Annotated in this window: 17 protein-coding genes and 1 riboswitch; of the genes, 7 read left to right on the top strand and 10 right to left on the bottom strand. The window is 67.5% G+C overall.

Annotated elements, in window-relative coordinates:
* Positions 1 to 28: 28 nt before the first annotated feature.
* A riboswitch (cobalamin riboswitch) is annotated at positions 29 to 251 on the bottom strand.
* 130 nt (positions 252 to 381) lie between these two features.
* On the top strand, positions 382 to 960 hold the full coding sequence (locus tag D7Y61_RS05390) for a histidine phosphatase family protein (protein ID WP_180865417.1): 579 nt from the start codon (positions 382 to 384) through the stop codon (positions 958 to 960).
* 91 nt (positions 961 to 1,051) lie between these two features.
* Here D7Y61_RS05390 and D7Y61_RS05385 read toward each other — a convergent pair whose 3' ends face one another.
* Positions 1,052 to 1,414 (bottom strand): TfoX/Sxy family protein, encoded by a 363-nt coding sequence (locus D7Y61_RS05385; protein ID WP_180865416.1) that lies wholly within the window; start codon positions 1,412 to 1,414, stop codon positions 1,052 to 1,054.
* Entirely contained in the window at positions 1,411 to 1,893 is a 483-nt protein-coding gene (locus D7Y61_RS05380) for a GAF domain-containing protein (protein WP_180865415.1), read from the bottom strand. The genes D7Y61_RS05385 and D7Y61_RS05380 overlap by 4 nt, the downstream gene beginning before the upstream one ends.
* 68 nt (positions 1,894 to 1,961) lie before the next feature.
* Between D7Y61_RS05380 and bioD the strand changes: the two genes are divergently transcribed.
* Positions 1,962 to 2,648: a dethiobiotin synthase gene (gene bioD / locus D7Y61_RS05375; RefSeq protein ID WP_180865414.1), complete on the top strand. Its 687-nt coding sequence runs from the start codon at positions 1,962 to 1,964 to the stop codon at positions 2,646 to 2,648.
* 478 nt (positions 2,649 to 3,126) lie between these two features.
* On the opposite strand, the gene D7Y61_RS05370 is transcribed toward bioD, so the two are convergent.
* The 4 genes from D7Y61_RS05370 to msrB all read right to left on the bottom strand — a co-directional run bounded on the left by D7Y61_RS05370 (position 3,127) and on the right by msrB (position 7,896).
* Entirely contained in the window at positions 3,127 to 4,569 is a 1,443-nt protein-coding gene (locus tag D7Y61_RS05370; RefSeq protein ID WP_180865413.1) for a PLP-dependent aminotransferase family protein, read from the bottom strand.
* A 230-nt stretch (positions 4,570 to 4,799) separates the two neighbouring features.
* On the bottom strand, positions 4,800 to 5,537 hold the full coding sequence (msrA, locus tag D7Y61_RS05365) for a peptide-methionine (S)-S-oxide reductase MsrA (RefSeq protein WP_180865412.1): 738 nt from the start codon (positions 5,535 to 5,537) through the stop codon (positions 4,800 to 4,802).
* A 14-nt stretch (positions 5,538 to 5,551) separates the two neighbouring features.
* On the bottom strand, positions 5,552 to 7,321 hold the full coding sequence (locus tag D7Y61_RS05360) for a cytochrome c biogenesis protein DipZ (RefSeq protein WP_180865411.1): 1,770 nt from the start codon (positions 7,319 to 7,321) through the stop codon (positions 5,552 to 5,554).
* A 2-nt stretch (positions 7,322 to 7,323) separates the two neighbouring features.
* Positions 7,324 to 7,896, bottom strand: a complete 573-nt coding sequence (gene msrB / locus D7Y61_RS05355; RefSeq protein WP_180865410.1) for a peptide-methionine (R)-S-oxide reductase MsrB — start codon at positions 7,894 to 7,896, stop codon at positions 7,324 to 7,326.
* A gap of 144 nt (positions 7,897 to 8,040) precedes the next feature.
* On the opposite strand from msrB, the gene D7Y61_RS05350 reads away from it, so the two are divergent.
* Together D7Y61_RS05350 and D7Y61_RS05345 are read left to right on the top strand one after the other, a co-directional pair.
* Positions 8,041 to 8,760 (top strand): response regulator transcription factor, encoded by a 720-nt coding sequence (locus tag D7Y61_RS05350; RefSeq protein WP_180865409.1) that lies wholly within the window; start codon positions 8,041 to 8,043, stop codon positions 8,758 to 8,760.
* Positions 8,757 to 10,226, top strand: coding sequence for a sensor histidine kinase (locus tag D7Y61_RS05345; RefSeq protein WP_180865408.1), 1,470 nt, complete (start codon positions 8,757 to 8,759; stop codon positions 10,224 to 10,226). The genes D7Y61_RS05350 and D7Y61_RS05345 overlap by 4 nt, the downstream gene beginning before the upstream one ends.
* Here D7Y61_RS05345 and D7Y61_RS05340 read toward each other — a convergent pair.
* Together D7Y61_RS05340 and D7Y61_RS05335 are read right to left on the bottom strand one after the other, a co-directional pair.
* Complete coding sequence (locus tag D7Y61_RS05340) at positions 10,223 to 11,569, bottom strand: ATP-binding protein (protein WP_180865407.1); 1,347 nt, start codon at positions 11,567 to 11,569, stop codon at positions 10,223 to 10,225. The genes D7Y61_RS05345 and D7Y61_RS05340 overlap by 4 nt on opposite strands.
* A complete protein-coding gene (locus D7Y61_RS05335; protein WP_180865406.1) occupies positions 11,566 to 12,255 on the bottom strand; it encodes a winged helix-turn-helix domain-containing protein in 690 nt (229 codons plus the stop codon). The genes D7Y61_RS05340 and D7Y61_RS05335 overlap by 4 nt, the downstream gene beginning before the upstream one ends.
* Before the next feature lie 349 nt (positions 12,256 to 12,604).
* Between D7Y61_RS05335 and asnB the strand changes: the two genes are divergently transcribed.
* The gene (asnB, locus tag D7Y61_RS05330; RefSeq protein ID WP_180865405.1) at positions 12,605 to 14,506 is read left to right on the top strand and encodes an asparagine synthase (glutamine-hydrolyzing); all 1,902 of its coding nucleotides are present in this window, start codon (positions 12,605 to 12,607) and stop codon (positions 14,504 to 14,506) included.
* Between the two features lie 361 nt (positions 14,507 to 14,867).
* On the opposite strand, the gene D7Y61_RS05325 is transcribed toward asnB, so the two are convergent.
* Together D7Y61_RS05325 and queD are read right to left on the bottom strand one after the other, a co-directional pair.
* Entirely contained in the window at positions 14,868 to 15,215 is a 348-nt protein-coding gene (locus D7Y61_RS05325) for a phasin family protein (protein ID WP_180865404.1), read from the bottom strand.
* A gap of 114 nt (positions 15,216 to 15,329) precedes the next feature.
* Positions 15,330 to 15,692: a 6-carboxytetrahydropterin synthase QueD gene (queD, locus tag D7Y61_RS05320; RefSeq protein WP_049444904.1), complete on the bottom strand. Its 363-nt coding sequence runs from the start codon at positions 15,690 to 15,692 to the stop codon at positions 15,330 to 15,332.
* A 192-nt stretch (positions 15,693 to 15,884) separates the two neighbouring features.
* Here queD and D7Y61_RS05315 point away from each other — a divergent pair, with 192 nt between their 5' ends.
* Positions 15,885 to 18,524 carry a TonB-dependent receptor plug domain-containing protein gene (locus D7Y61_RS05315; RefSeq protein WP_180865403.1) on the top strand — a complete coding sequence of 880 codons (2,640 nt, stop codon included), beginning with the start codon at positions 15,885 to 15,887 and terminating at the stop codon, positions 18,522 to 18,524.
* A gap of 74 nt (positions 18,525 to 18,598) precedes the next feature.
* Entirely contained in the window at positions 18,599 to 21,193 is a 2,595-nt protein-coding gene (locus tag D7Y61_RS05310) for a M14 family zinc carboxypeptidase (protein ID WP_180865402.1), read from the top strand.
* The last annotated feature ends 126 nt before the right edge of the window (positions 21,194 to 21,319 follow it).

Genomic DNA, 21,319 nt, shown 5'->3' with positions numbered 1-21,319 from the left:
GGTCATCCAGCGCCATGCCCACCGCATCGCGACCTGAGGCTTCCGGGCCGGTCTCCGGGCTCGCCGCCGGGTGGCCCGAGGCCACCGTCCAGGCGCCTTCCCATGCCTGCGGCACAGTGGCGGTGTTGCCTGGAACTGACGTGCTTACCGTTGCGGGGGCAGCGCCGGCCTGGCGTGGAATCACGCGTCACCGGCTTCCCGTTTCAACCTGCCGGCCGTGGCCGCAGGTCACCTGGAAGTGCGCGCAGTCTACGGCATCGCCGTGGTCTGTAGCGTCGGGCTTGCTTCACTGCCTTTAGAATGGCCGTTCGATCCCGTGGTGTTGTTGCCGATGTCCGCCCGTTTTCCGCTGTTTTCGCGTTGCCTGTACAGGGCGCACGCATGATCCTCGACCTGGTCCGCCATGCCGGCAACGGCCGTGATGAGTTCCTTGATGGCCGCAGCGACCCACCGCAGCTGGCCGGCCTGCCGCAGGAACTGGTCGAGGCCTATGCCGCGCAACCCTGGGAGCGGGTGATCAGTTCGCCGCGGTTGCGCGCGCTGCATACCGCCATGGCGCTCGCCACGCCGCGCGGGTTGAATGTGGAAGCGGACGAGGAATGGGAGGAGCTGGATTTCGGCGATTGGGACGGGCATTCGCTGTTCGATCTGCCGGAGGACGCGTTGGCGGCCTTCCACGCCGATCCGCATGGGTTCCCACCGCCGAACGGCGAGAGCTGGGGGCATTTCGAGCGGCGCATCGCGCGCGCGCTGGATCGCCTGCTTGATGACGATGACCCGGTGCCCACACTGGTGGTGAGCCATGGCGGGCCACTGCGCATGGTGCTGTCGCAGGTCTGCGGCCTGCCGATGTCGCTGAGCTGGGCGCTGCGAATCGACCACGGCACGCGCCTGCGTGTATGGCTGGAGCGGGGTGAGGTCGGGCTGGTGGGCGAGCTGATGGAGCTGCAGCAGCCCTGATCGCACTCGCCGGGCATGGCCCGGCGCTACCGATCCCGCATCACCGTGGTAGTGCCGGCCGCTGGCCGGCATTCCCAGGAACACGCAGGCCTCAATCCTCGTCCGCGCCCTCGGTCACGCTGTCCTCAGCGTCATCATCGGCACCGAAGCGCTGCTCATGCACCGGTCCCGAGGCCGGGCCGGCCGCCTTCAGCGGATGCGCGGCGATACGCGCTTCATAGTCCTGTACCAGCGCCTCACGCTGCGGCTCGCTCAGTTCCTGCCAGTGGCAGTCCAGCAGCGCGCCTTCCAGCGAGTACAGCAGGTTCAGGCTGGGCTTGAAGCCGGCACGCTTGACCTTGACGAAGGCGCCGACCGCCCCGATCGCGACCAGGTCGTCGCGGCTGCGCAGGCCGACCTGTCGCAGCCACGCTGCACTTTTCGGGCCGATGTTGCGCAGCTTCGGTGCGTTCATCCCAACGCCTCGACGAACACGCGGGCGATGGCTTCCAGGCCGGCCTGATCCTCGGCGTCGAAGCGGCCCACCTTCGGGCTGTCGATGTCGAACACGCCGATCAGTTCATTGCCACGCAGCAGCGGCACCACCAGTTCCGAGCGCGAGGCCGAATCGCAGGCGATATGGCCAGGGAAGGCGTCGACGTCCTCTACGCGCTGGGTCACGCGCTGGCTGGCGGCGGCACCGCACACGCCCTTGTCCAGCGGGATGCGCACGCAGGCCGGCAGGCCCTGGAACGGGCCGACCACCAGCTCCTTGCCGTCGTACAGGTAGAAGCCCACCCAGTTCAGGTCGGGCAGGGCGTGATAGACCAGTGCGGAGAGGTTGGCCGCGTTGGCGATGCGGTCGGGCTCGCCGTAGACCAGGCCACGGGCCTGTTCCAGCAGCTGGGCGTATTGTTCCGGCTTGCTGCCGGTGAGCGAGGCATTGGCGAACATGGCTGCAGTCTAGCAAGCGCGCCGGGCCGGCGATAATGCACGCTCTGTTGCCCCGTTGGAGCTTATCGATGCCGTTGCCCGCCACCTTGCCGCCGGCCCTGTTCATTACCGGCACCGATACCGAGATCGGCAAGACCGCAGCCAGCACTGCACTGCTGCATGCGCTGCGCCGGCGTGGCCTGCGTGCGGTCGGCATGAAGCCGGTAGCCAGCGGCAGCGAAGATCGGGGCCAGGGTCTGCGCAACGAGGATGCGCTCGCGCTGCAGGCGGCCAGCTGGCCGGTGCCGGATTATGCGGACCTGAACCCGTATGCGCTGCGGCAACCGCTGGCACCGGAACTTGCCGCTGCCGAGGACGGCGTGCAGGTGGAACTGGCGCCGATCGTGGCCGCGTTCGCGCGGCTGCGTGCGCAGGCCGACATCGTGGTGGTGGAGGGCGTGGGCGGCTGGCTGGCGCCGGTCTCGGCTTCGCTGGACCAGCTGGACCTGGTGCGGGCACTGCAGTTGCCGGTGCTGCTGGTGGTGGGCATGCGACTGGGCTGCGTCAACCACGCGCGGCTGACCACGCAATCGCTGCAAGCCAGCGGCGTGGACTGCCTGGGCTGGATCGGCAACCACATCGATCCAGCGATGCAGCGCCAGGATGAAAACATCGCCACGCTGCAGCAGCGCCTGCCTATGCCGTGCTGGGCGCGACTGCCGTATCTGCCGGGGTCGGACGGCGAAGCACTGAGCGCGCATCTGTTCGACGTCTGATGTGCTGAAACGCGAAATCGACCGGAGAGGGTAGAGTCGACTGTCAGTTGACTCGCGCGCGCAGCGCGGGATTTTCGGGTGTATGGCGAAGAGCAGTCGACCAACAGTCGACTCTACAGATTGAAGCGCGAAATCGATGCCGGAGAGGGTAGAGTCGACTGTCAGTCGACTCTCGCGCGCAGCGCGGGATTTCTGGGCGTACGGCGATGAGCAGTCGCCTGACAGTCGAATCTACAGATTGAAGCGCGAAAYCGATGCCGGAGAGGGTAGAGTCGACTGTCAGTCGACTCTCGCGCGAAGCGCGGGATTTTCGGGTGTATGGCGAAGAKCAGTCGACTAACAGTCGACTCTACAGATTGAAGCGCGAAAYCGATGCCGGAGAGGGTAGAGTCGACTGTCAGTCGACTCTCGCGCGCAGCGCGGGATTTCTGGGCGTGCGGTGAAGAGCAATCGACCAACAGTCGACTCTACCCATCAATCAGCGCGCCGCCAGCTCCCGCGCGATCGCGCCCATCCTCTCCACCGCCCCGTTGAAGCGCGCATCCAGCGTCTGGCAGCACGACAGCCGCAGGCAGTGCCGGTAGCGCGCGCCGCGCGAATACACCTGGCCGGGCATGAACACGATGTCCTCCTGCAGCGCACGCTCGAACAGCTCGCGCGTATCGATACCCGGAAGTTCCAGCCACAGCAGGAAACCGCCCTGCGGTTCGGTGGCGCGGGTGCCGACCGGGAAGTGCTCGGCCACCAGCTGGCGCAACCGCCCGACCTGCTCGCGATACAGGCGACGCATGCGATGCAGGTGATGCTCGTAGCTGCCGGCTTCCAGATAGGCCGCCACCGCATCACCCAGCAGCTGGGGTTCGCCTCCGGTGGACTGGAACTTCAGCAGCGCGATGCGCTCGGCGAAGCGGCCACCATCGAGCCAGCCGATGCGGTAATCCGGCGCCAGCGTCTTGGAAAAACCGCCGACCACCATCACCCAGCCGTCGCGATCAAACGCCTTCAGCAAGGGCGCAGGCGGTTCGCAGAACTGCAGCTCGGCGTACACCGCATCTTCGATCAACGGCAGCTGGCGCGCGTTGACCAGTTCGGCCAGGCGCTGCTTGTCGGCGGTCTGCATGGTGCAGCCCAGCGGGTTGTGCACCGTGGGCATCACTACCAGCGCGGCCAGCGGCGTGTGCGCCAGCATCGCATCCAGCGCGTCGACGTCCAGGCCGTGCTGCGGGTGGGTGGGCAGTTCGATGGCCTGCAGGCCGAGGTTGGCCAGCAGCGGGTACAGATTGAAGTAGGACGGTGCTTCGATGCCGACCGCGTCGCCGGGCTGGGTCACTGCACGCAACGCCAGTTGCAGCGCTTCCATTGCACCGTGGGTCAGCAGCAGGCGCTCGGCGTGGGTGTGCAGGCCCATGCGCGGACCACGGCGCACGATCTGCGCCAGCAGCCGCGGTGAACCATTCGGGCGCGCGTAGGTCTCCACCGTCTGTTGGCCATGGCGCAGCACCTGCGCGGTGTGCTTGGCCAGCTGCGCGCCGGGGTAGAACTGGCGTCCACGCGGGCCGGCGAAGGCCAGATCGATCACGCCCGGGCGGCGCTGCGCCTCAAGCACGCGCGCCATCAGCACCTGCTGCAGCGGTGCGGTGGGCGCGGATGGGGCATCGCGTAACGACCGTTCCGGCACCGAAAGCCGTGGCGCTACCTCGAAGCCGGCTTTCGGCCGCGGAATCACCAGGCCGGCGTCTTCCAGCTGGCGGTAGGCGGCGATCACCGTGTTCAGGCTGAGCCGGCGCTGCAACGCCATCTGCCGCAGCGAGGGAAGGCGGCTGCCTACGGGAAGCCGGCCGCCGTGAATGGCCTCGGCCAGTTCATCGGACAGCCGCTGGTAGCGGGGAGGGATCATCGCGCTGTGGTCATCTGTATCCATCGAATATCCCGTCATCTGGTGCTGTACCCATGATGATGACGAGCCTAGCATGTCGTTGTCGGCCGGGCCTGATCGGGGCACGGCCGGTACTTTCCAAGCGCACGGCTGGATGGCCGTGCGTCTTTTTTTGTGTGTAGAGCCGAGCCCATGCTCGGCTGCTTTTCCGCCAACAGCAGCCGAGCGTGGGCTCGGCTCTACAGCGGTGGGGCAGCCGGGCCCACGGAGTGCCGTCAGCGCATCGGCACCAGTACCGCATCGCGCCGGTACAGCCCTGGGAACTGCCTGCCCAGGGCGGCCAGCTTCGGCGCGTCGTAGTAGCGGATGTAGGCCGCCTGGGGATAGTTCGTCATGTAGTTCTGGTGGTAGCTCTCGGCCGGGTAGAAGCGCTGGCCGCTGACCAGCTGGGTGACGATCGGCGCGCGGTAGCTGCCGGCCTGGCCGAGCTGGGTGATGTAGGCGCGGCTGGCGGCCTGCTGGCGGGCGTCATCGCTGAAGATGGCCGATCGATACTGGCTGCCGTGGTCGGGCCCCTGGCGGTTGAGCTGGGTCGGGTCGTGCGCCACCGAGAAGAACACCTGCATCAGCTGCCCGTAGCTGACCTGGCGCGGGTCATAGTCGATCTTCACCGCCTCGGCATGGCCGGTCTGGCCGCTGCTGACCCGTTCGTAACGCGCGTTGGCAGCGCTGCCACCGATGTAGCCGGAGACCGCATTGCTCACGCCCTTGACGTGCTGGAACACGCCCTGCACACCCCAGAAGCAGCCACCGGCAAACACCACGCTGGCGTGGGTGGCGTCATCGCGGAACGCGGCATCGCCGCTGGGTGCTGGCAGCGCCTTGGCCTGCGCGCTGGCATCGACCGGTGCCGCAATCGCGCCGTGGTCAACCAGCAGCACGCCGGCGATGAGTGCCGTGGCCACCAATCCGGCAACACCGGCGGCAATGCCCTGTTCAAAGGAGAGTTTCATCATGTCCTCCCGGTTCAACCGAAGGTGAAGGCATAGGCCTGCACGCCCGCATCGAGGAATTCGATCTCGAAGCGGTGCGGGCCGACCGTGCCGCGCTGGCGCACCAGCTGGTACAAGCGGTGCTCGTTGACCACGCCGCTGCCATCGGCGCCGATATCAGTGCCGGCATCGGTGGCGGGCAACGGCTTGCCATCCATCAGCACGCGGAAGCGCACCGGCTTTCCTTCCTGGCCCGGCGCCAGCACCAGGTGCAGGTCACGCGCATGGAACTGGAAGGCGATGCGGCCACCGGCCTGCTGCAGCTGCGCAGCCTCGTCGGTAACGGTCCAGCGTCCGGACAGGCCCCACTGGTTCAACGCGAGGGTTGCCGGCAATGTGTAATCGAACGAGGTGTCGCTGCGCTGTCCACCGGGCGAGGCGAACTGCTCGGCACGGGCGTGGCCGAGGTAGGTTTCCGGCGAGCGCAGGTTGCCCATGTCGGCCTGCGCCGCTACGCCCTGCAGGTCTGCGGCGGCGGGATCCGCAGGTGGCGGCAGATTGGTCTGGCCCGCTTCGGTCAGCAGTCGACGGATCACCTGTTCCGAGCGCGCGTAGTTGCCTTCGCCGAACTGGTGGCCGCGGATGTTGCCCTGTGCATCGATGAAGTACTGCGCCGGCCAGTAACGGTTGTTGAACGCGCGCCAGATCGTGTACTGGTTGTCCAGCGCCACCGGGTAGGCGACCTTCAGCTGCTGCACCGCCTTCATCACGTTGCGCGGGTCACGCTCGAAGGCGAACTCCGGCGTATGCACGCCGATCACCACCAGGCCGTGGTCGCGGTAGCGGCGCTCCCATTCGTGCACGAACGGCATCGCACGCAGGCAGTTGATGCAGGAGTATGTCCAGAAATCGACCAGCACCACCTTGCCACGCAACTGCTGGGCGGTCAGCGGAGGGCTGTTGAGCCAGCCCGTAGCACCGTCCAGCGCGGGCAGGGTGCCTTCCACCGGCAGCGGCGCGTCGGCGCCAGCATTGGCACCGGCCATCATCATCATCGGCGGTGCCGCCGGCTGGGCACCGGGAACCGCGTCAAGCAGGCGCTGTTCGATGCGTGCGGTGCTGACCGTTGAGAGGCGGGTGAGCAGACCGGTATCCCAGCCCAGGCCGATCGCCACCACCGCCAGCAGCGCGGCCACGCCCAGCACCTTGCGCAGCACATCGCCGAGGCCAAGCCGTGCCTGCAGCGCGCTGAACACGCGGCCACCGACCCAGACCGCCAGCGCCAGTGCGGTGATGGCGCCCAGCGCGTAGGCCAGCAGCAGGGTGCTGGTGCCGACGCTGGCGCCGTGCAGCGCGGCACCGGTCAGCACCAGGCCAAGGATCGGCCCAGCGCAGGGTGCCCACAGCAGGCCGGTGGCGATGCCGATCAACAGCGAGGTCCACGCGCCGCCATTACCTGCGGCATCGGCGGCATCTGCATGCGCGCTCAGTCGCGCACCCACGCGCTGGAACGGCGCCAGCAGATGGTCGGCCAACCGCGGCCACAGCAATGCCAGCGCGAACAGCGCCATCAGCACCAGGGCGATCCAGCGTCCGATCTGGTTGGCCTGTGCCACCCATTGGCTGCCCACTGCAGCCAGGCTGGCGACCACGGTGAACGTGAGCGCCATGCCCAGCAGCAGCGGCAGTGTGCTGCGCAGGAAGGGGCGGTCGGCACGTGCGAACACGAACGGCAGTACCGGCAGGATGCAGGGGCTGAGCAGGGTCAGCGCACCGCCGAGGAAGGCCAGCAGCAACAGCAGCATCGTCAGGCTCCGGAAACAGGGGAAGAACCGACCGGCACGCGCCAGCCGTCGGCGGTGCCATCTCCGGCACCGGGAACGAACACCATCGCCGCACCGTTCATGCAGTAGCGCAGCCCGGTCGGGTGCGGGCCGTCGTTGAACACGTGGCCGAGATGGCCGCCGCAGCGTCGGCAGTGCACCTCCACCCGCAGCATGCCGAAGGTGACGTCGCGGTCTTCGCCAATGGCGCTGTGCAGTGGTGCCCAGAAGCTGGGCCAGCCGGTGCCGCTCTCGAACTTGGTGGAAGAGGAGAACAGCGGCAACGCGCAGCCTGCACAGGCGAAGGTGCCCTGCCGGTGTTCCTTGTTGAGCGGGCTGCTGTACGGGCGCTCGGTGCCCTGCTGGCGCAGCACCGCGTACTGCGCCGGGGTCAGGCGCTGGCGCCAGTCGGCGTCGCTGAGCATGACCTCGAACTGCCGTGCCGGACGTGCCTCGGCGGCGGCCGGGGCGGCACGGCTGCAGGACCCCAGGCCGAACAGGCCGGCCGCGGTGGCAATACCGCCCAGGCCCAGCAGATGGCGGCGGGTAAGGGACATGGCGGACTCCGGGATGGGGCGACGGGGCCATGCTGCGCCCGCCCGGGTCAACGAATCCTCACGCAGGATTCAATTTTTCGTGAGGTATCGGCGACCGTCCCGCGCCACAATGCAGCCAGCCTCCCCACTGGCCCCGAGCTGCCGATGTCCACCAAACGCGTGCTGATCGTTGAAGACGATGCCCACATCGCCGACCTGCTGAGCATGCACCTGGGCGATGAGGGCTACGACGTCGCCCATGCCGCCAGCGGCGATGCCGGCCTGCGCCTGCTTGAGCAGGAAGGCCCGTGGGACGCGCTGGTGCTGGACGTGATGCTGCCCGGCGTGGACGGCCTGCAGGTCTGCCAGCGTGCACGCGCGATGGCGCGTTATGTACCCATCATCATCATCAGTGCGCGTGGCAGCGAAACGCAGCGCATCGTCGGCCTGGAACTGGGCGCGGATGACTACCTGGCAAAGCCCTTCTCGATGCCGGAACTGGTGGCCCGCGTGCGTGCGCTGCTGCGCCGGGCCGAGGCGATGGCGCAGAGCGCACGCATCGATGCCGGTGCGATCGAGCTGGGCGGCCTGCAGCTGGACCCGGTCGCGCGCACCGCGTCGGTGGATGGCAACGCGCTGGAGCTGACCCCGCGCGAGTTCGACCTGCTGTTGTTCTTTGCCCGGCATCCGGACCAGGTGTTCGCGCGCATGGAGCTGCTCAACCAGGTCTGGGGCTACCAGCACGACGGTTACGAGCACACGGTCAACACCCACATCAATCGGTTGCGCAGCAAGATCGAGCCGGACCCGGCCAACCCACGGCGGCTGCTGACGGTGTGGGGACGCGGCTACAAGCTGGTCGACCCGGCCGGGGCGGCGGCATGATCAAGCCGAACCTGTGGCAGAAGCTGGCGGCGGTGATCGCCGCGCTGATGCTGATGTGCTGCATGGCGTTGCTGGCGCTGCAGATGCGTGCCAATACCCGCCATGAGCAGGAGGTGGTGCAGCGGTTGTCGCTGGGCCTGGCCGAGCACATCGCCCAGCGCAGCGAGCTGATGGATACCAGCGGCATGCGCGATGCGGCGGTGCGCGCGTTGTTCGGCCAGCTGATGGCGGTCAATCCCAGCGTCGAGGTCTACCTGCTGGATGACCAGGGCCGCATCCTGGGCCACGATGCGCCCACTGGCCATCTGGTGCGCAACCGGGTGGACGTGGCACCGCTGCGCCGGCTGCTGGCCGGTGCACCGTTGCCGATCCTCGGCGATGACCCGCGCAGCCAGGACGGCCGCAAGGTGTTCAGCGCCGCGCCGCTGATCGTGCAGGGTCGCCAGGCCGGTTATGTGTACGTGGTGCTGGTCGGCGAACACCGGCAGATGTTGTCCGACGACCTCGCCGCCGGCAGTCAGTGGAACACCACGCTGTGGTCGGTGATGCTTGTCGGCAGCCTGGGCCTGCTGGCCGGGCTGGTAGCGTTCTACTGGGTGACCCGCCCGTTGCGACGGCTGACCCGGCGCATCCAGGCCTTCGACATCGATGCGCCGACGCCACTGCCGCCGCCCGAGCCGCTGCGTCCCGGCGAGCGCGACGAACTGGTGATCCTCGAACACGCGCACGCGCAGATGGCGCAGCGGCTGGGTGAGCAATGGCAGCAGCTGCGCCAGCAGGACCTGCAGCGGCGCGAGCTGGTCGCCAATATTTCGCACGACCTGCGCACGCCGTTGTCGTCGCTGCATGGCTACCTGGAAACGCTGGCGTTGAAGGATGCCACGCTGTCGCCGGACGAGCGCGGCCGCTATCTCGGCATCGCCCTGGCGCAGAGTGCCAAGGTGGGTCGATTGGCACGCGCGCTGTTCGAGCTGGCGCGGCTGGAGCACGGCGAAGTGCGGCTGGAGTGGGAAGTGTTCGCGCTGCCGGAACTGCTGCAGGACGTACTGCAGAAATTCGAGTTGGCGGCGCAGGCGCGCAATCAGCGCATGCACGCGGATTTCCCGCCGGGCCTGCCGCTGGTGCGGGCCGATCTGGGCCTGCTCGAGCGGGTGCTGACCAACCTGCTCGACAACGCGCTGCGGCATGCGCCCGACGGTGGCCGGATCGAGGTGCGCCTGCGCGCGACGCCGGACAGCGTCGAGGTGAGCGTGGCCGATGATGGTCCTGGTGTTGCCCCTGCACTGCGCACGCAGCTGTTCCAGGCACCGGCCGCGCTGGGGGCGCGGCGTGGCGAGAACGGCGGGCTGGGCCTGCTGATCGTGCAGCGCATCGTGCAGCTGCATGGCCGCCGCATCGAGCTGCGTGACAGTGAGCGTGGCGCGTTGTTCGTGTTTGCGTTGCCGCGCGCGGAACCGGTGGTCTAGCGGGCGGCCTCGCATGCCGCGACACTGCTGCTTTCCAGCGGCAGGTGCAGGCGGATGCAGGCCCCGCCCAGTTCCGAGTCGGTCACCTCGACGTGGCCGCCGTGCTTGTCCGCCACCACCTGCACCAGCGCCAGGCCAAGCCCGAAACCGGGGCTGCCAGGGTCCAGCCGCACGTAAGGCTGCAATACCTGGCCGCGCAGTTCGGGCGCGATGCCGGGGCCGTCGTCCTCCACCAGCAGGCACAGCCAACCGTCGTCGATCGTGCTGGCGATGCGGATCTGCCGCCGTGCATAACGCAGGGCATTGCCGAGCAGGTTGCGCAGCGCCAGTTCCAGCATGTGCCGGTTGACGTTGACCAGGCCCGCCGGCGACAGCGCCTGCTGTACCGGCATTGGCAGCGGTGCGAACTGCGCCACCACGCCGCGTACCAGTGCGGCCAACTGCAGGCGTTGCCGGGTCAGCTGATGGCAGCGGCCGAGGGCGGCGTACTCGACGCCGGCATCGGTCAGATGCTGCAGCCGATCGACGTCGGTACGCAGGCCGCCCAGAGCATCACGCTGGATCTCGTCCAGCGCGGTGTCTTCCAGGTCGGTCAGGCCGAAGCGCATCCGTGCCAGCGGCGTACGCACCTCGTGCGCCACCGCCTGTGCCAGCACCCGCTGGCTTTCCAGCAGCTGCTGCAGCTGCTCGGCCATGTGGTTGAAAGCGTTGGCCAGCGGACGGACCAGCGCGGTGCCGGCGCGTGGCGCACGTGTGTCCAACTGGCCATCGCGCATCTGCCGGGCTGCCTGTGCCAGCTGCGAGACGTCGCGCCACAGCCGGTACACCATCACGTACATCGGCAGCGCCACCGCCACCATCAGGATCAGCAGCAGGATCGCCACGCCGGATACTTCGCTGTCCTGCCAGCCCTCATCGGGCAGCGCTTCGTCCAGTGGCCCCAGCATCACGGCGTAGTCGCTGTCGCCAATCCGCTGCAGGCTGCGCATGTGTTCCAGGTCGATCTGCACACGGCCGTTGTTGAACGGCGGTCGCTGGCTGGACGGCAGTTCCTTCACCGCTTCGGCCAGCGGCACCATGCGCAGCGCGTAGGCGAAGTCGGCATCCAGTTCGCGCGCCAGCGTCGGCCACTGCTCGCGCGGGGTTTCTGCGAAGCGGTGCTGCAGCAGGGCATGGGTGCCCCGCATTTCGGCCTGCAGGCCGGCTTCGGTGCGGTCCTCCAGCAGTGCATCCCAGGCCCACAGGCCGAGCACGATCAGCAGCAGGTGGGCGACCAGGAAGCCGATGCCGTAGCGCAGGAAGTGGAAGGCGTGGCCGCGCATCGCCGAAGGCGTGCGCTTCATCCCCATGCCGATCGGCTGAACAGGTAGCCACGGCCGCGCACGGTCTTGATCCGTTCCGGCTGTTCCGGGTTGTCGCCCAGCTTGCGGCGCAGGCGCGAGATACGGGCATCGATCGAGCGGTCGAGGCCATCGAAGGCGATCCCGCGCAGGCCGCGCAGCAGCGCGTCGCGGTCGAGGATCTGTCCCGCGTTGCTGGCCAGCAGGAACAGCAGGTCGAGCTCGGCGGTGGTCAGCTCCAGCTGGGCGCCCTGCAGGTGCACGTTGCGGGTGGACGGGTCGATGTTCAGTTCGCCGAAGCGCAGGCTGCCATCGCGCGGCTCGACCCGGCGGTGGCGGCGCAGGTGGGCACGCAGCCGGGCCAGCAGTACCCGCGGTTCGATCGGTTTGCCGATGTAGTCGTCGGCGCCCAGCTCCAGCCCCAGCACCTGGTCGATGTTGTCGGTACGGGCGGTCAGCACGCAGATGATGCCGTCATAGTGGGGCCGGATCTGCCGACACACTTCGAAACCATCCTGGTCGGGCAGGCCGACATCAAGTAGCACCAGCGCAGGCTTCTCGGCCAGGATCCGGGCTACCGCGCGCTCGCCGCTGCGCTCATGGGCCACCTGGTAGCCATGCCGTTGCAGATAGTCACTGACCATCGTACCCAGGCGGGCATCGTCTTCAACCAGTACGATATCCAGCACTTTCAAGGCCTCCGTGGGGCATACGTACCGCCACGGCACGAGCGCGGCGATGCTATCCCAGCCTTCAGGCCGCCCGGGTCCCGTGGGCGGGCGCCATTCAGCCGGGGTTGCTGGCGCACGGGCCGAGCCTCAGGCCCGGCAACAACTTGGCGTCCAGCATAGCCTGATGCTGTTACAAAACGTTACCTTTGTGATACGTCCTGTGACCAACGCTGACAGCAGAGCGACTGACGTGGGGCAGGGGGCGGGCCGAGCATGGAGTCTCCTCCGCTCCGCGTGCCGTTCCCATGTCGCTCGCCATCGTCCGTCTGCCGAACCCGTCCCGCCGCAGCCACTGCGGAGGTTCCCGATGAGCGGCGTGGTCGAGGCCTGGCTGCCACCGGCCGAAGATGAGCACCTGCTGCAGCAGCTGGCGCCGATGCTGCGCGCCCTGCAGCAACGCGGCCGGGGCCGCATTGGTTACTGGACCGACGCCGGGGCCGGCCTGGCGCTGGGCCATTGCCGGGCGCCTACGGACATGCCGTTGCAGCCGCTGAGCTCGGACTGCGGCCGCTATGTGCTGTGCCTGGATGGGCGGTTGTACAACCGCAGCGACCTGCAGGCGCAGCTGCGCGATCTGCCGCGTAGCTGCAGCGATGCACGGCTGCTGCTGCAGGCGATCGTCGAATGGGGCGTGGAGCGGACACTGTCCCGCATCGAAGGCGCGTTTGGCTTCAGCGTATGGGACCGCCAGTCGCGTGCGCTGTGGCTGGCACGCGATCCGGTGGGCGAGCGGCCGCTGTACTACGGCTGGTGCCAGGGCCAGTTCCTGTTTGCCTCGGAATTGAAGGCACTGCAGGCCTTCGCCGGCTTCTCCCCGAGCGTCGACCAGGATGCGCTGAGCCTGCTGCTGCGCCATGACTACGTGCCGGCACCACACACCATCTACCGCGGCATCCACAAGTTGGTGGCCGGCGCGGTGCTGCGCGTCGATCGGGATGACCACGCCGCCGGCGGTTCCAGCCAGGCGACGGAAGGGGGAACGCGCTACTGGTGTGCACGCGATGCGATGCAGCGTGCGCTGCAGGAACCCTTGCAGCCGGCGCCGAGCCTGGAGCAGGCCACCGACCAGCTGGAAGCGGTGTTGCAGAAGGCCATTGCTTCACGCATGCACTCGCCGTTGGCGTGTGGCGCGTTCCTGTCCGGCGGCACCGACTCGTCGCTGGTGACGGCGATGATGCAGGCCCAATCGACCTTGCCGATCGAGGCGTGGACGGTCGGTTTCGACGATCCCGGGCATGACGAGAGCGACTGGGCCTCGCAGGTTGCGCGGCATCTGGGCGTGCAGCACCACCTGCACCGCATGGACGCGCGCCAGGGCCTGGACCTGCTGCAGCGTCTGCCGCAGGTCTGGTGCGAGCCGTTCGCCGATGCCTCGCAGCTGCCGACCCTGCTGGCCAGCGAACTGTTGGGTGCGCGCAAGCCGGTGGCGCTGACCGGTGACGGCGGCGATGAACTGTTCTTCGGTCACCCCAGCTACGGCCGCGCGCTGCGCAATGCACGCCTGTGCGGTGGTCTGCCGGACTGGGTGCGTGACCTGGCAAGGCGCAGCGGCAACCGCATGAATGTCGAGCGGGGCCGTCTCGGCGGCTGGCGTGCACTGGTGGCCGAGGTCGCTGCCAACGACGTGGAAGGCCACTACCTGCAGCGCGTGACGCGCTGGCGGCAACCGGCACAGGTAGTGCTGGGCGCGCGCGAGCCGATGACGATCTTCCAGCAGCAGGACACCGCGCTGCCGGCCGAGGCGCGCATCCAGCTGCTGGATTTCCGCATGGATCTGGCCGAAGGCATCCTCGCCAAGGTCGACCGTGCCGGCATGGCGGCGGGCGTGGAAACGCGTGCGCCGTTGCTGGACATGGAGGTGGTGCGCCTTGCCTGGCGCCTGCCGCAACACCTGAAGTACCACGATGGTGAGCACAAGCTGATCCTGAAGCATCTGCTGGCGCGCTACCTGCCCGAACCGCTGGTGTACCGCCCCAAGCGCGGCTTTGGCCCGCCGATGGCGCGATGGCTGGCGGGTCCGCTGCGCGATTGGGCGGAGGCGCTGCTGGACCCGCAGCTGCTGCGCAACCAGGGCTGCTTCGATGCGGCACGGGTGCGCGCCATCTGGGAGGCGTTCCTGCGCGGTGAGCGCAAGTGGCACACGCACTTGTGGAACGTGCTGATGTTCCAGGCGTGGCACCAGCACTGGCACGGTGGCCGCGGGCGCTGAGCTTCCTTCGCGATGGGTTCTGCGTGGCGCAGGGCGGAGGCCCTTGCGTACCAATGTCCTCCGGCGCCTCATTGAAAGGCTGCCGCGAGCACTGCGCTTTACCTGCCGCAAGCCGAGCCTCGTCGGGGCGGGCAGGGGTCTGGGCAAAGTAAAGGAGGAGGGGACGGCCAACGGCCGGCGCCGGGGGACATTTGCCCAGGCCCCTGCCTGCCCCGGCGGGGCCCATCAGTTCGCAGAGAAGTGAGACGAAGAAGTGCCCTGCAATCCAGGCGCCAGGCAAAAAAAGACCCGGCAGAGGGAGGGATCTGCCGGGTCCGGATTGCGTGGGGGGAGGGACCCACGCAATGAGCATTGCGTCGCGTCAGGTGTTGCCCGCGTCCGCCGTTGATTCGTTGTAGCCCTGCACCAGTTCGGACCAGGCCTTGCTGGCCTGCAGGCCAAGACCGACCACGTCCTGCTGGGCCTGGCCCAGCCGCTGCAGGTTGTCCTGCCACAGTTGCGCGCCCTTGGAGAGCGTTCCGGCAGCATCCTCGCCGCGTGCCAGCTCGCCCAGCCAGCCGCCGGTCGCGGTCAGGTTGCGCTCCATCGCCTTCAGCTGCACGCCGAACATGCTTTCCGCGTTCTCCAATGCCAACCGGTTCGCGCGCGTTGCCGCGGCGGCGAGCTGGCGGGTGGCATCACTGAAGCGATCGCTGAAGGCGGCGGCCATGGCATCAGGGAGTGGCTTGATGCATTGCAGCATACGCGCTTGATGTCGCAATGCAACAAAAATAACAAAGGCGCCTCAGGCGCCTTTGGAAACCATTCAAGATCAATGGCTTGATCAGGCGGCCGGGCCGCGGTAACGGCAGCCGGACGTGCAGGTTTCGTGCACGGTGATCTCGCTCAGCGCCGGCAGGCTGGGCTTGAGTTCGTTCCAGATCCACACCGCCAGGTTCTCGCTGGTGGGGTTCTCCAGCCCGGGGATGTCATTGAGGTAGTGGTGGTCCAGGCGGTCATAGATCGGCTGGAAGGCCGCCTTCACGTCGCCGAAGTCCATGATCCAGCCGGTCTGCGCGCCGGGCTCGCCCTCGACCTTCAGTTCCACCCGGAACGAGTGGCCGTGCAGGCGCGCGCACTTGTGCCCCGGCGGCACGTTGGGGAGGCGGTGCGCCGCCTCGAGCATGAAGACTTTGAAGATTTCCATGGTGCGATTGTACGCCGCAGGTGGCCGGCCAGCCTGAGCGGATGTTGGTCTTTCGTGAAGTAAGTCTTTTCATCCGGATGAAGAGATGATAGCTTCTCTTATATCCGCATGAAGAGATGTTATTGGTCGAACCCCGGCCAGGCATGGATTACTGCGGAACTTCGTCGCCCTTTCCACCTCCCCCACATCGTCATGCCCAAGCACACCCTGCTCGTGGCGGCCCTGGCCGTCGCTCTGGCCGCGCCTTTGTCCGCTGCCGCCGAAACCTCCGCCGATGCCAGTGGCGAAGCCAGCACCCTGGCCGCCGTGCGCGTCACCGGTTCCAACATCAAGCGCACCGATACCGAGGCCGCCAACCCGGTACAGGTGATCGGCCGCCAGCAGCTGGAACAGACCGGCAAGGCCACCGTGGCCGACGTGCTGCGTTCGATCTCGGCCAACACCGGCAACGCCAGCAACGAAACCACCAACAACGGCTGGGCCTCCGGCTCGGCCGGCATCGGCCTGCGTGGCCTGTCGCAGAAGAACACACTGGTGCTGCTCAACGGCCGCCGCCTGGCCAACTACGGCTTCCCGGCCGGCGGCCTGTCCGACACCTTCGTCGATCTCAACGCGCTGCCGCTGGTCGCGGTCGAGCGCATCGAAGTGCTCAAGGACGGCGCCTCGGCCGTGTACGGCTCCGATGCCGTGGCCGGCGTGGTCAACATCATCACCCGGCAGAACTTCGAAGGCGCCGAGATTGGCGGCAGCTTCGGCGGTGCCGACCAGGGCGGCCTGCACGAGCAGAACCTGAAGTTCGTCGGCGGCCTCGGTGATCTCGACACCGATGGCTACAACATCCTCTTCAGCCTGCAGGGCTACAACCGCGAGCGCCTCGATCAGGACGAGCGCAACCTGACCAGCAGCGGCATCTACACCGACAAGCCCGGTGGCCGCTGGAACGGCTGGTCGGCCAAGGGCGCGCGATACCTGGTCAACGGCGTGTCGGTACCGATGCTCGATGCCAGCGGCAACTGCCCGGCCGGCACCACCCGCGTTGCCAGCGCACCGATCGATGGACTGGCCGGTGACACCTGCGGTTTCAACCAGGCGCCGTTCACCACGCTGATCCCCTCGACCAAGCGCTACCAGGCCTATGCCAACGGTACCTTCCGCCTGAACGACAACGTCGAAGCCTTCGGCGAAGTGCTGTACAGCCAGATCAAAAGTGCCGCATGGTTCGGCAGCAGCCCGTTCTTCACCCTGGAGAGCGGCCGCTTCGCATTGAACGCGAACAGCGGCCTGGCCGAGCCGGTGTCGTCGCTGCTGCCGGCCAACAATCCGTACAACCCGTACGGCCGTGCGATCCCGATCGAGTACACCTTCTTCGACCTCGGCGGCACGATCAAGACCAACCGCTCCACCGCCTACCGCGGTGTGTTCGGCCTGCGCGGCACCACCGCAAATTGGGACTGGGAAGTGGCCGCATTCGGCGCGCGCAGCAGCGAGCGCGAGAGCGTCTCCGGTGGTTTCGCCAATCGCTGGGCACTGGCCGATGCGCTGGCCTCGGGCAGCTACAACCTGCTGGATCCGGCGACGACGCCGCAGTCGGTGCGCGACTCGATCAACATCGCCACGCTGCGTCCGGCCGAATCCAAGCTGCAGGGCATCGACGCGAAGATTTCCGGCGGCCTGGGCCACACCTGGGCCGGCGAGATCGGCTTCGCTGCGGGTGCCGAGTGGCGCCGCGAGAAGCTCGATTCCAACAACCCGTGGCAGATCGATGCCGGCCTGCAGGTGCGCCCGGCGATCGCCGAAGTGCACGGCAAGCGCCAGGTCAGTGCGGCCTACGCCGAAGTGAACGTGCCGCTGGCCTCGACGCTGGAGCTGTCCGCCGCCGCGCGCGCCGACCACTACGACGATTTCGGCGATGCGTTCTCGCCGAAGATCGGCCTGCGCTGGCAGCCGCTGGACTTCCTGCTGGTGCGTGCGTCGGCCTCGAAGGGCTTCCGTGCACCGTCGCTGTCGGAGAACTCCAACAGCACCAGCATCGCCTACGGCAGCGTGGTCGACCCGCGTGATCCGGACGTGCCGGGTTCGCGCCAGAACCCGACCTTCTTCACCGTCGGCAACAACGAACTGAAGCCCGAGCGCACCAGGAGCGTGAACTTCGGCGTGGTGCTGTCGCCGTGGGCCAACACCAACCTGAGCGTGGACTACTACCGCATCCAGCTGGACAACCTGGTCGGCACCAACAACACCCAGACCCTGGTCAACGACAACGTGGCCGGTGCCGTGCAGCGCGACGAGCGCGGCAAGCTGCAGGCGGTCTACAACCGTTACCAGAACCTGAGCGAACTGAAGACCTCGGGCATCGACGTCGAACTGCGCCAGCGCATCCCGACCACTGCGCTCGGTGACTTCACCGTGTCTTCTGCCTACACCCACGTGCGCGACTACCGTCGCCCGACCGTGGTCGGTGGCCCGCTGGTGGACTACGCCGGCAGCAACCTCGGCGCGACCCTGCCCAAGGACAAGGCCACCACCACGCTGGACTGGAAGTATGGTGATTTCAACGCGGCCGTGACCTGGTACTACACCAGCGGCTACCGCCAGGAAGCGAGCACCGCGGCCAAGGCCGTGCAGACGCGCGTCGGCAGCTACAGCCAGTACGACCTGTACCTGGCCTACACCGGCGTGGACAAGCTGACCGTGTACGCCAAGGTGCAGAACCTGGCCGACAAGACGCCGCCGTACGACGCCTCGTTCCCGGGCATCCGCGCGCCGTACGACTTCAGCCAGTACGACCTGCGTGGCCGCTACTTCACGCTGGGCTTCGATTACCGCTTCTGATCCATCCGCCGCGGCCGGTCACCTGAAGGGACCGGCCGCGCGACTGTCTGCCGTTGTGTTCCAGGGGAGCTACTGTGTCCTTGCATCGCCGTGCCGTTCTTCCGTTGCTGATCGCCGCTGTCACTGTACTGTCCTGCCCGCAGCCAACGCAGGCACAGAGCGCGTACTTTTTCCCGCAGACCACCGAGGAGGCCGCGTTCGAAACGTCCATTCCCACGCCGGAACAGTTCCTTGGCTATCCGATCGGCAGTCGCTACACCCGGCACGACCAGCTGGTGGCGTACTTCCAGGAACTGGCGAAGCGTTCCGACAAAATCAGCGTGCGCGAGATCGGTCGCAGCTATGAAGGTCGCCCGCTGTTGATCGCCACCGTCACCTCGGCGGGCAACCACACGCGGCTGGAACAGCTCCGCCAGCAGCACGCGACCCTGGCCGATCCTGCGCAGCCGCGCAGCGCGGCCGGCGACAGCCCGGTGGTGGTGTGGCTGGGCTACAGCGTGCACGGCAACGAGACCTCCAGCGCTGAAGCAGCGATGCTGACCGCTTACTACCTGGTGGCCAATCGCAGCGCGGAAACCCAGCAATGGCTGCAGCAGGCGGTGGTGCTGTTCGATCCAGCGCAGAATCCGGACGGCCGCGACCGCGCCGCCAACTGGCACAACGCGTGGGCCTCCGATCCGGCTTCGGCCGACCCCGCCGACAAAGAACACGTCGAACCGTTCCCGCAGGGCCGCACCAACCACTACTTCACCGACCTCAACCGCGACTGGCTTGCGCTGACCCAGCAGGACTCGCGGCCGAAGGTGGAGGTGTTCCACCAGTGGTACCCGAACGTACAGATCGATTTCCACGAAATGGGCAAGGACAGCACGTACTACTTCGAGCCCTCGCCGAAGAGCATGCACAGCCCGTTGATCCCGGCGGCATCGTATGAATTCAACAGGACCCTCGCCAAGTACCACGCACAGGCGCTGGATGCGCTGGGTTCGCTTTACTACACCGGCGAGAACTTCGACAACTTCTCGCCGGTGTACGGCTCCACCTATCCGGACTTCCACGGCGCGGTCGGCGTGACCGTCGAGCAGGCCAGTTCGCGTGGCCGCGTGCAGGAATCGGTGAATGGCCTGCTGACGTTCCCGTTCACCATCCGCAACCAGGTCGCCACCGGGCTGGGCACGGTGCGTGGCGCGGTGACCGAGCGCGGTGGCCTGTTCGACCTGCAGAAACAGTTCTTCCAGAGCGCGCTGAAGCAGGCCGCGCAGCATCCTGTGAAGAGTTTCGTGTTTGGTGATGCGCATGACCCGGCGTTGACCCGCCGCCTGCTTGAGTTGTTGCTGTTGCATCGCATCGAGGTGCGCACGCTGGATCGCGCGGTGACCGTGGATGGCCAGCACTTCGCACCGGGCAGTGCCTACGTGGTGCCGGTGCAGCAGGTGCAGTTCCGCCTGGTGCATTCGATCTTTGCCGAGACGCCGCCGATCAAGGGTGATGTGTTCTACGGCAGCACCAGCTATGCGATCGCACCGGCGTATGGCGTGGCATTCATCGGCAGCCGCAGCCGCGTTGATGGTGGTACGCGCGTGACCACGCTGCCTGCGGAACAGGGGGCGGTACGCGGCGGGCAGGCCGGATTCGCCTATGCCATCGACTGGCGCGACTACAACGCCGGGCGCGCGCTGGCCGTGCTACAGCAGAAGGGATTGAACGCGCGTGCCGCCTTCCAGCCGTTCACCACCACGACCGCACAGGGCGAGGTCAGCTTCGCCGCCGGCAGCCTGGTCATTCCGGTCGCGGGGCAGTCGTTGCAGGGTGCGGCGCTGCTTGAGGCAGTGACGTCCGCTGCGCGCGAGGCGGGTGTGCAGGTGCATGCGCTGCCCAGCGGCCGCAGCCGCGAGGGCATTGACCTCGGCAGCGATGGCGTCAAGGCGCTGCGCAAGCCAGCGGTGGCACTGGTGATGGGGGAGGGTGTGGCCGCCACCGAGATCGGCTCGGCCTGGTTCCTGCTCGACCAGCAGCTGCGCCTGCCGGCCAGCAAGCTGGACCCGCAGCAGCTGGGCAAGGTGCCGCTGGACCGCTACACCACGATCGTGTTGTCCGGTGGCACCTACACTGGCGTCGATGCCACGGCGGTGGCTGCGCTGAAGCGCTGGGTGCAGGCCGGTGGTTCGCTGGTGACCTACGGCAGTGCATCGAAGTGGGCGATCGAACAGAAGCTGGCCGACGGCGAGAAGCTCGGCAAGGAAGAGGACGCCACTGACGAAAGCCGCCGCGCATTCGGCGACCAGCGTGACATCGCCGCGGTCGAGCGGGTCAGCGGCAACATCCTCAGCGCTGACGTGGATACCAGCCATCCGCTGGCCTTCGGTGTGCCGCGCCGGCAGCTGGCGATCAACAAGGAAAACACGGTGACGCTGCAGCCGAGCGCGAATCCCTTCTCGACGGTGGTACGCATCGACACACCGCCGCGGGTGAATGGCTATCTGTCCGAGCGCAACCGCGCGCGGGTGGCGGGCAGCGCGTGGCTGTTGGTGTCCGCGCAGGGGCAGGGCAATGTAGTGCTGTTCGCCGATGATCTGGCGCACCGCAAGTACTGGCACGGGACGGACCGGCTGCTGATCAACGCGATCTTCTTCGGGAATCTGGTGAATCCGAGTAAAGCGCGGAGTTGAGGCGTTTGCGCGCCTTTGTTGATGCGTGTGGGGGAGGCCGGGCGGGCAGCGCAGGACACGCTGTAAATACGTCCATGTAAGCTCGATCGGCGCATCCATGCGCCTCACGGTCCTGCGCAGCCCGCC

The sequence above is a fragment of the Stenotrophomonas maltophilia genome (genome assembly GCF_013464485.1).
Taxonomy (GTDB): domain Bacteria; phylum Pseudomonadota; class Gammaproteobacteria; order Xanthomonadales; family Xanthomonadaceae; genus Stenotrophomonas; species Stenotrophomonas maltophilia_AW.
The sequence above is the reverse complement of the archived record's forward strand: the minus strand, read 5'-3'. Positions and strand labels throughout refer to the sequence as shown.

What these genes read in the sequence shown, in the direction of transcription:
- D7Y61_RS05340 (WP_180865407.1), bottom strand. Translation starts at nt 11,569, where the DNA reads ATGAAGCGCACGCCTTCGGCGATGCGCGGCCACGCCTTCCACTTCCTG.
- D7Y61_RS05350 (WP_180865409.1), top strand. Translation starts at nt 8,041, where the DNA reads ATGTCCACCAAACGCGTGCTGATCGTTGAAGACGATGCCCACATCGCC.
- D7Y61_RS05360 (WP_180865411.1), bottom strand. Translation starts at nt 7,321, where the DNA reads ATGCTGCTGTTGCTGCTGGCCTTCCTCGGCGGTGCGCTGACCCTGCTC.
- queD (WP_049444904.1), bottom strand. Translation starts at nt 15,692, where the DNA reads ATGGAAATCTTCAAAGTCTTCATGCTCGAGGCGGCGCACCGCCTCCCC.
- msrA (WP_180865412.1), bottom strand. Translation starts at nt 5,537, where the DNA reads ATGAAACTCTCCTTTGAACAGGGCATTGCCGCCGGTGTTGCCGGATTG.
- bioD (WP_180865414.1), top strand. Translation starts at nt 1,962, where the DNA reads ATGCCGTTGCCCGCCACCTTGCCGCCGGCCCTGTTCATTACCGGCACC.
- D7Y61_RS05325 (WP_180865404.1), bottom strand. Translation starts at nt 15,215, where the DNA reads ATGGCCGCCGCCTTCAGCGATCGCTTCAGTGATGCCACCCGCCAGCTC.
- msrB (WP_180865410.1), bottom strand. Translation starts at nt 7,896, where the DNA reads ATGTCCCTTACCCGCCGCCATCTGCTGGGCCTGGGCGGTATTGCCACC.
- D7Y61_RS05345 (WP_180865408.1), top strand. Translation starts at nt 8,757, where the DNA reads ATGATCAAGCCGAACCTGTGGCAGAAGCTGGCGGCGGTGATCGCCGCG.
- D7Y61_RS05370 (WP_180865413.1), bottom strand. Translation starts at nt 4,569, where the DNA reads ATGGATACAGATGACCACAGCGCGATGATCCCTCCCCGCTACCAGCGG.
- D7Y61_RS05315 (WP_180865403.1), top strand. Translation starts at nt 15,885, where the DNA reads ATGCCCAAGCACACCCTGCTCGTGGCGGCCCTGGCCGTCGCTCTGGCC.
- D7Y61_RS05380 (WP_180865415.1), bottom strand. Translation starts at nt 1,893, where the DNA reads ATGTTCGCCAATGCCTCGCTCACCGGCAGCAAGCCGGAACAATACGCC.
- D7Y61_RS05390 (WP_180865417.1), top strand. Translation starts at nt 382, where the DNA reads ATGATCCTCGACCTGGTCCGCCATGCCGGCAACGGCCGTGATGAGTTC.
- D7Y61_RS05385 (WP_180865416.1), bottom strand. Translation starts at nt 1,414, where the DNA reads ATGAACGCACCGAAGCTGCGCAACATCGGCCCGAAAAGTGCAGCGTGG.
- asnB (WP_180865405.1), top strand. Translation starts at nt 12,605, where the DNA reads ATGAGCGGCGTGGTCGAGGCCTGGCTGCCACCGGCCGAAGATGAGCAC.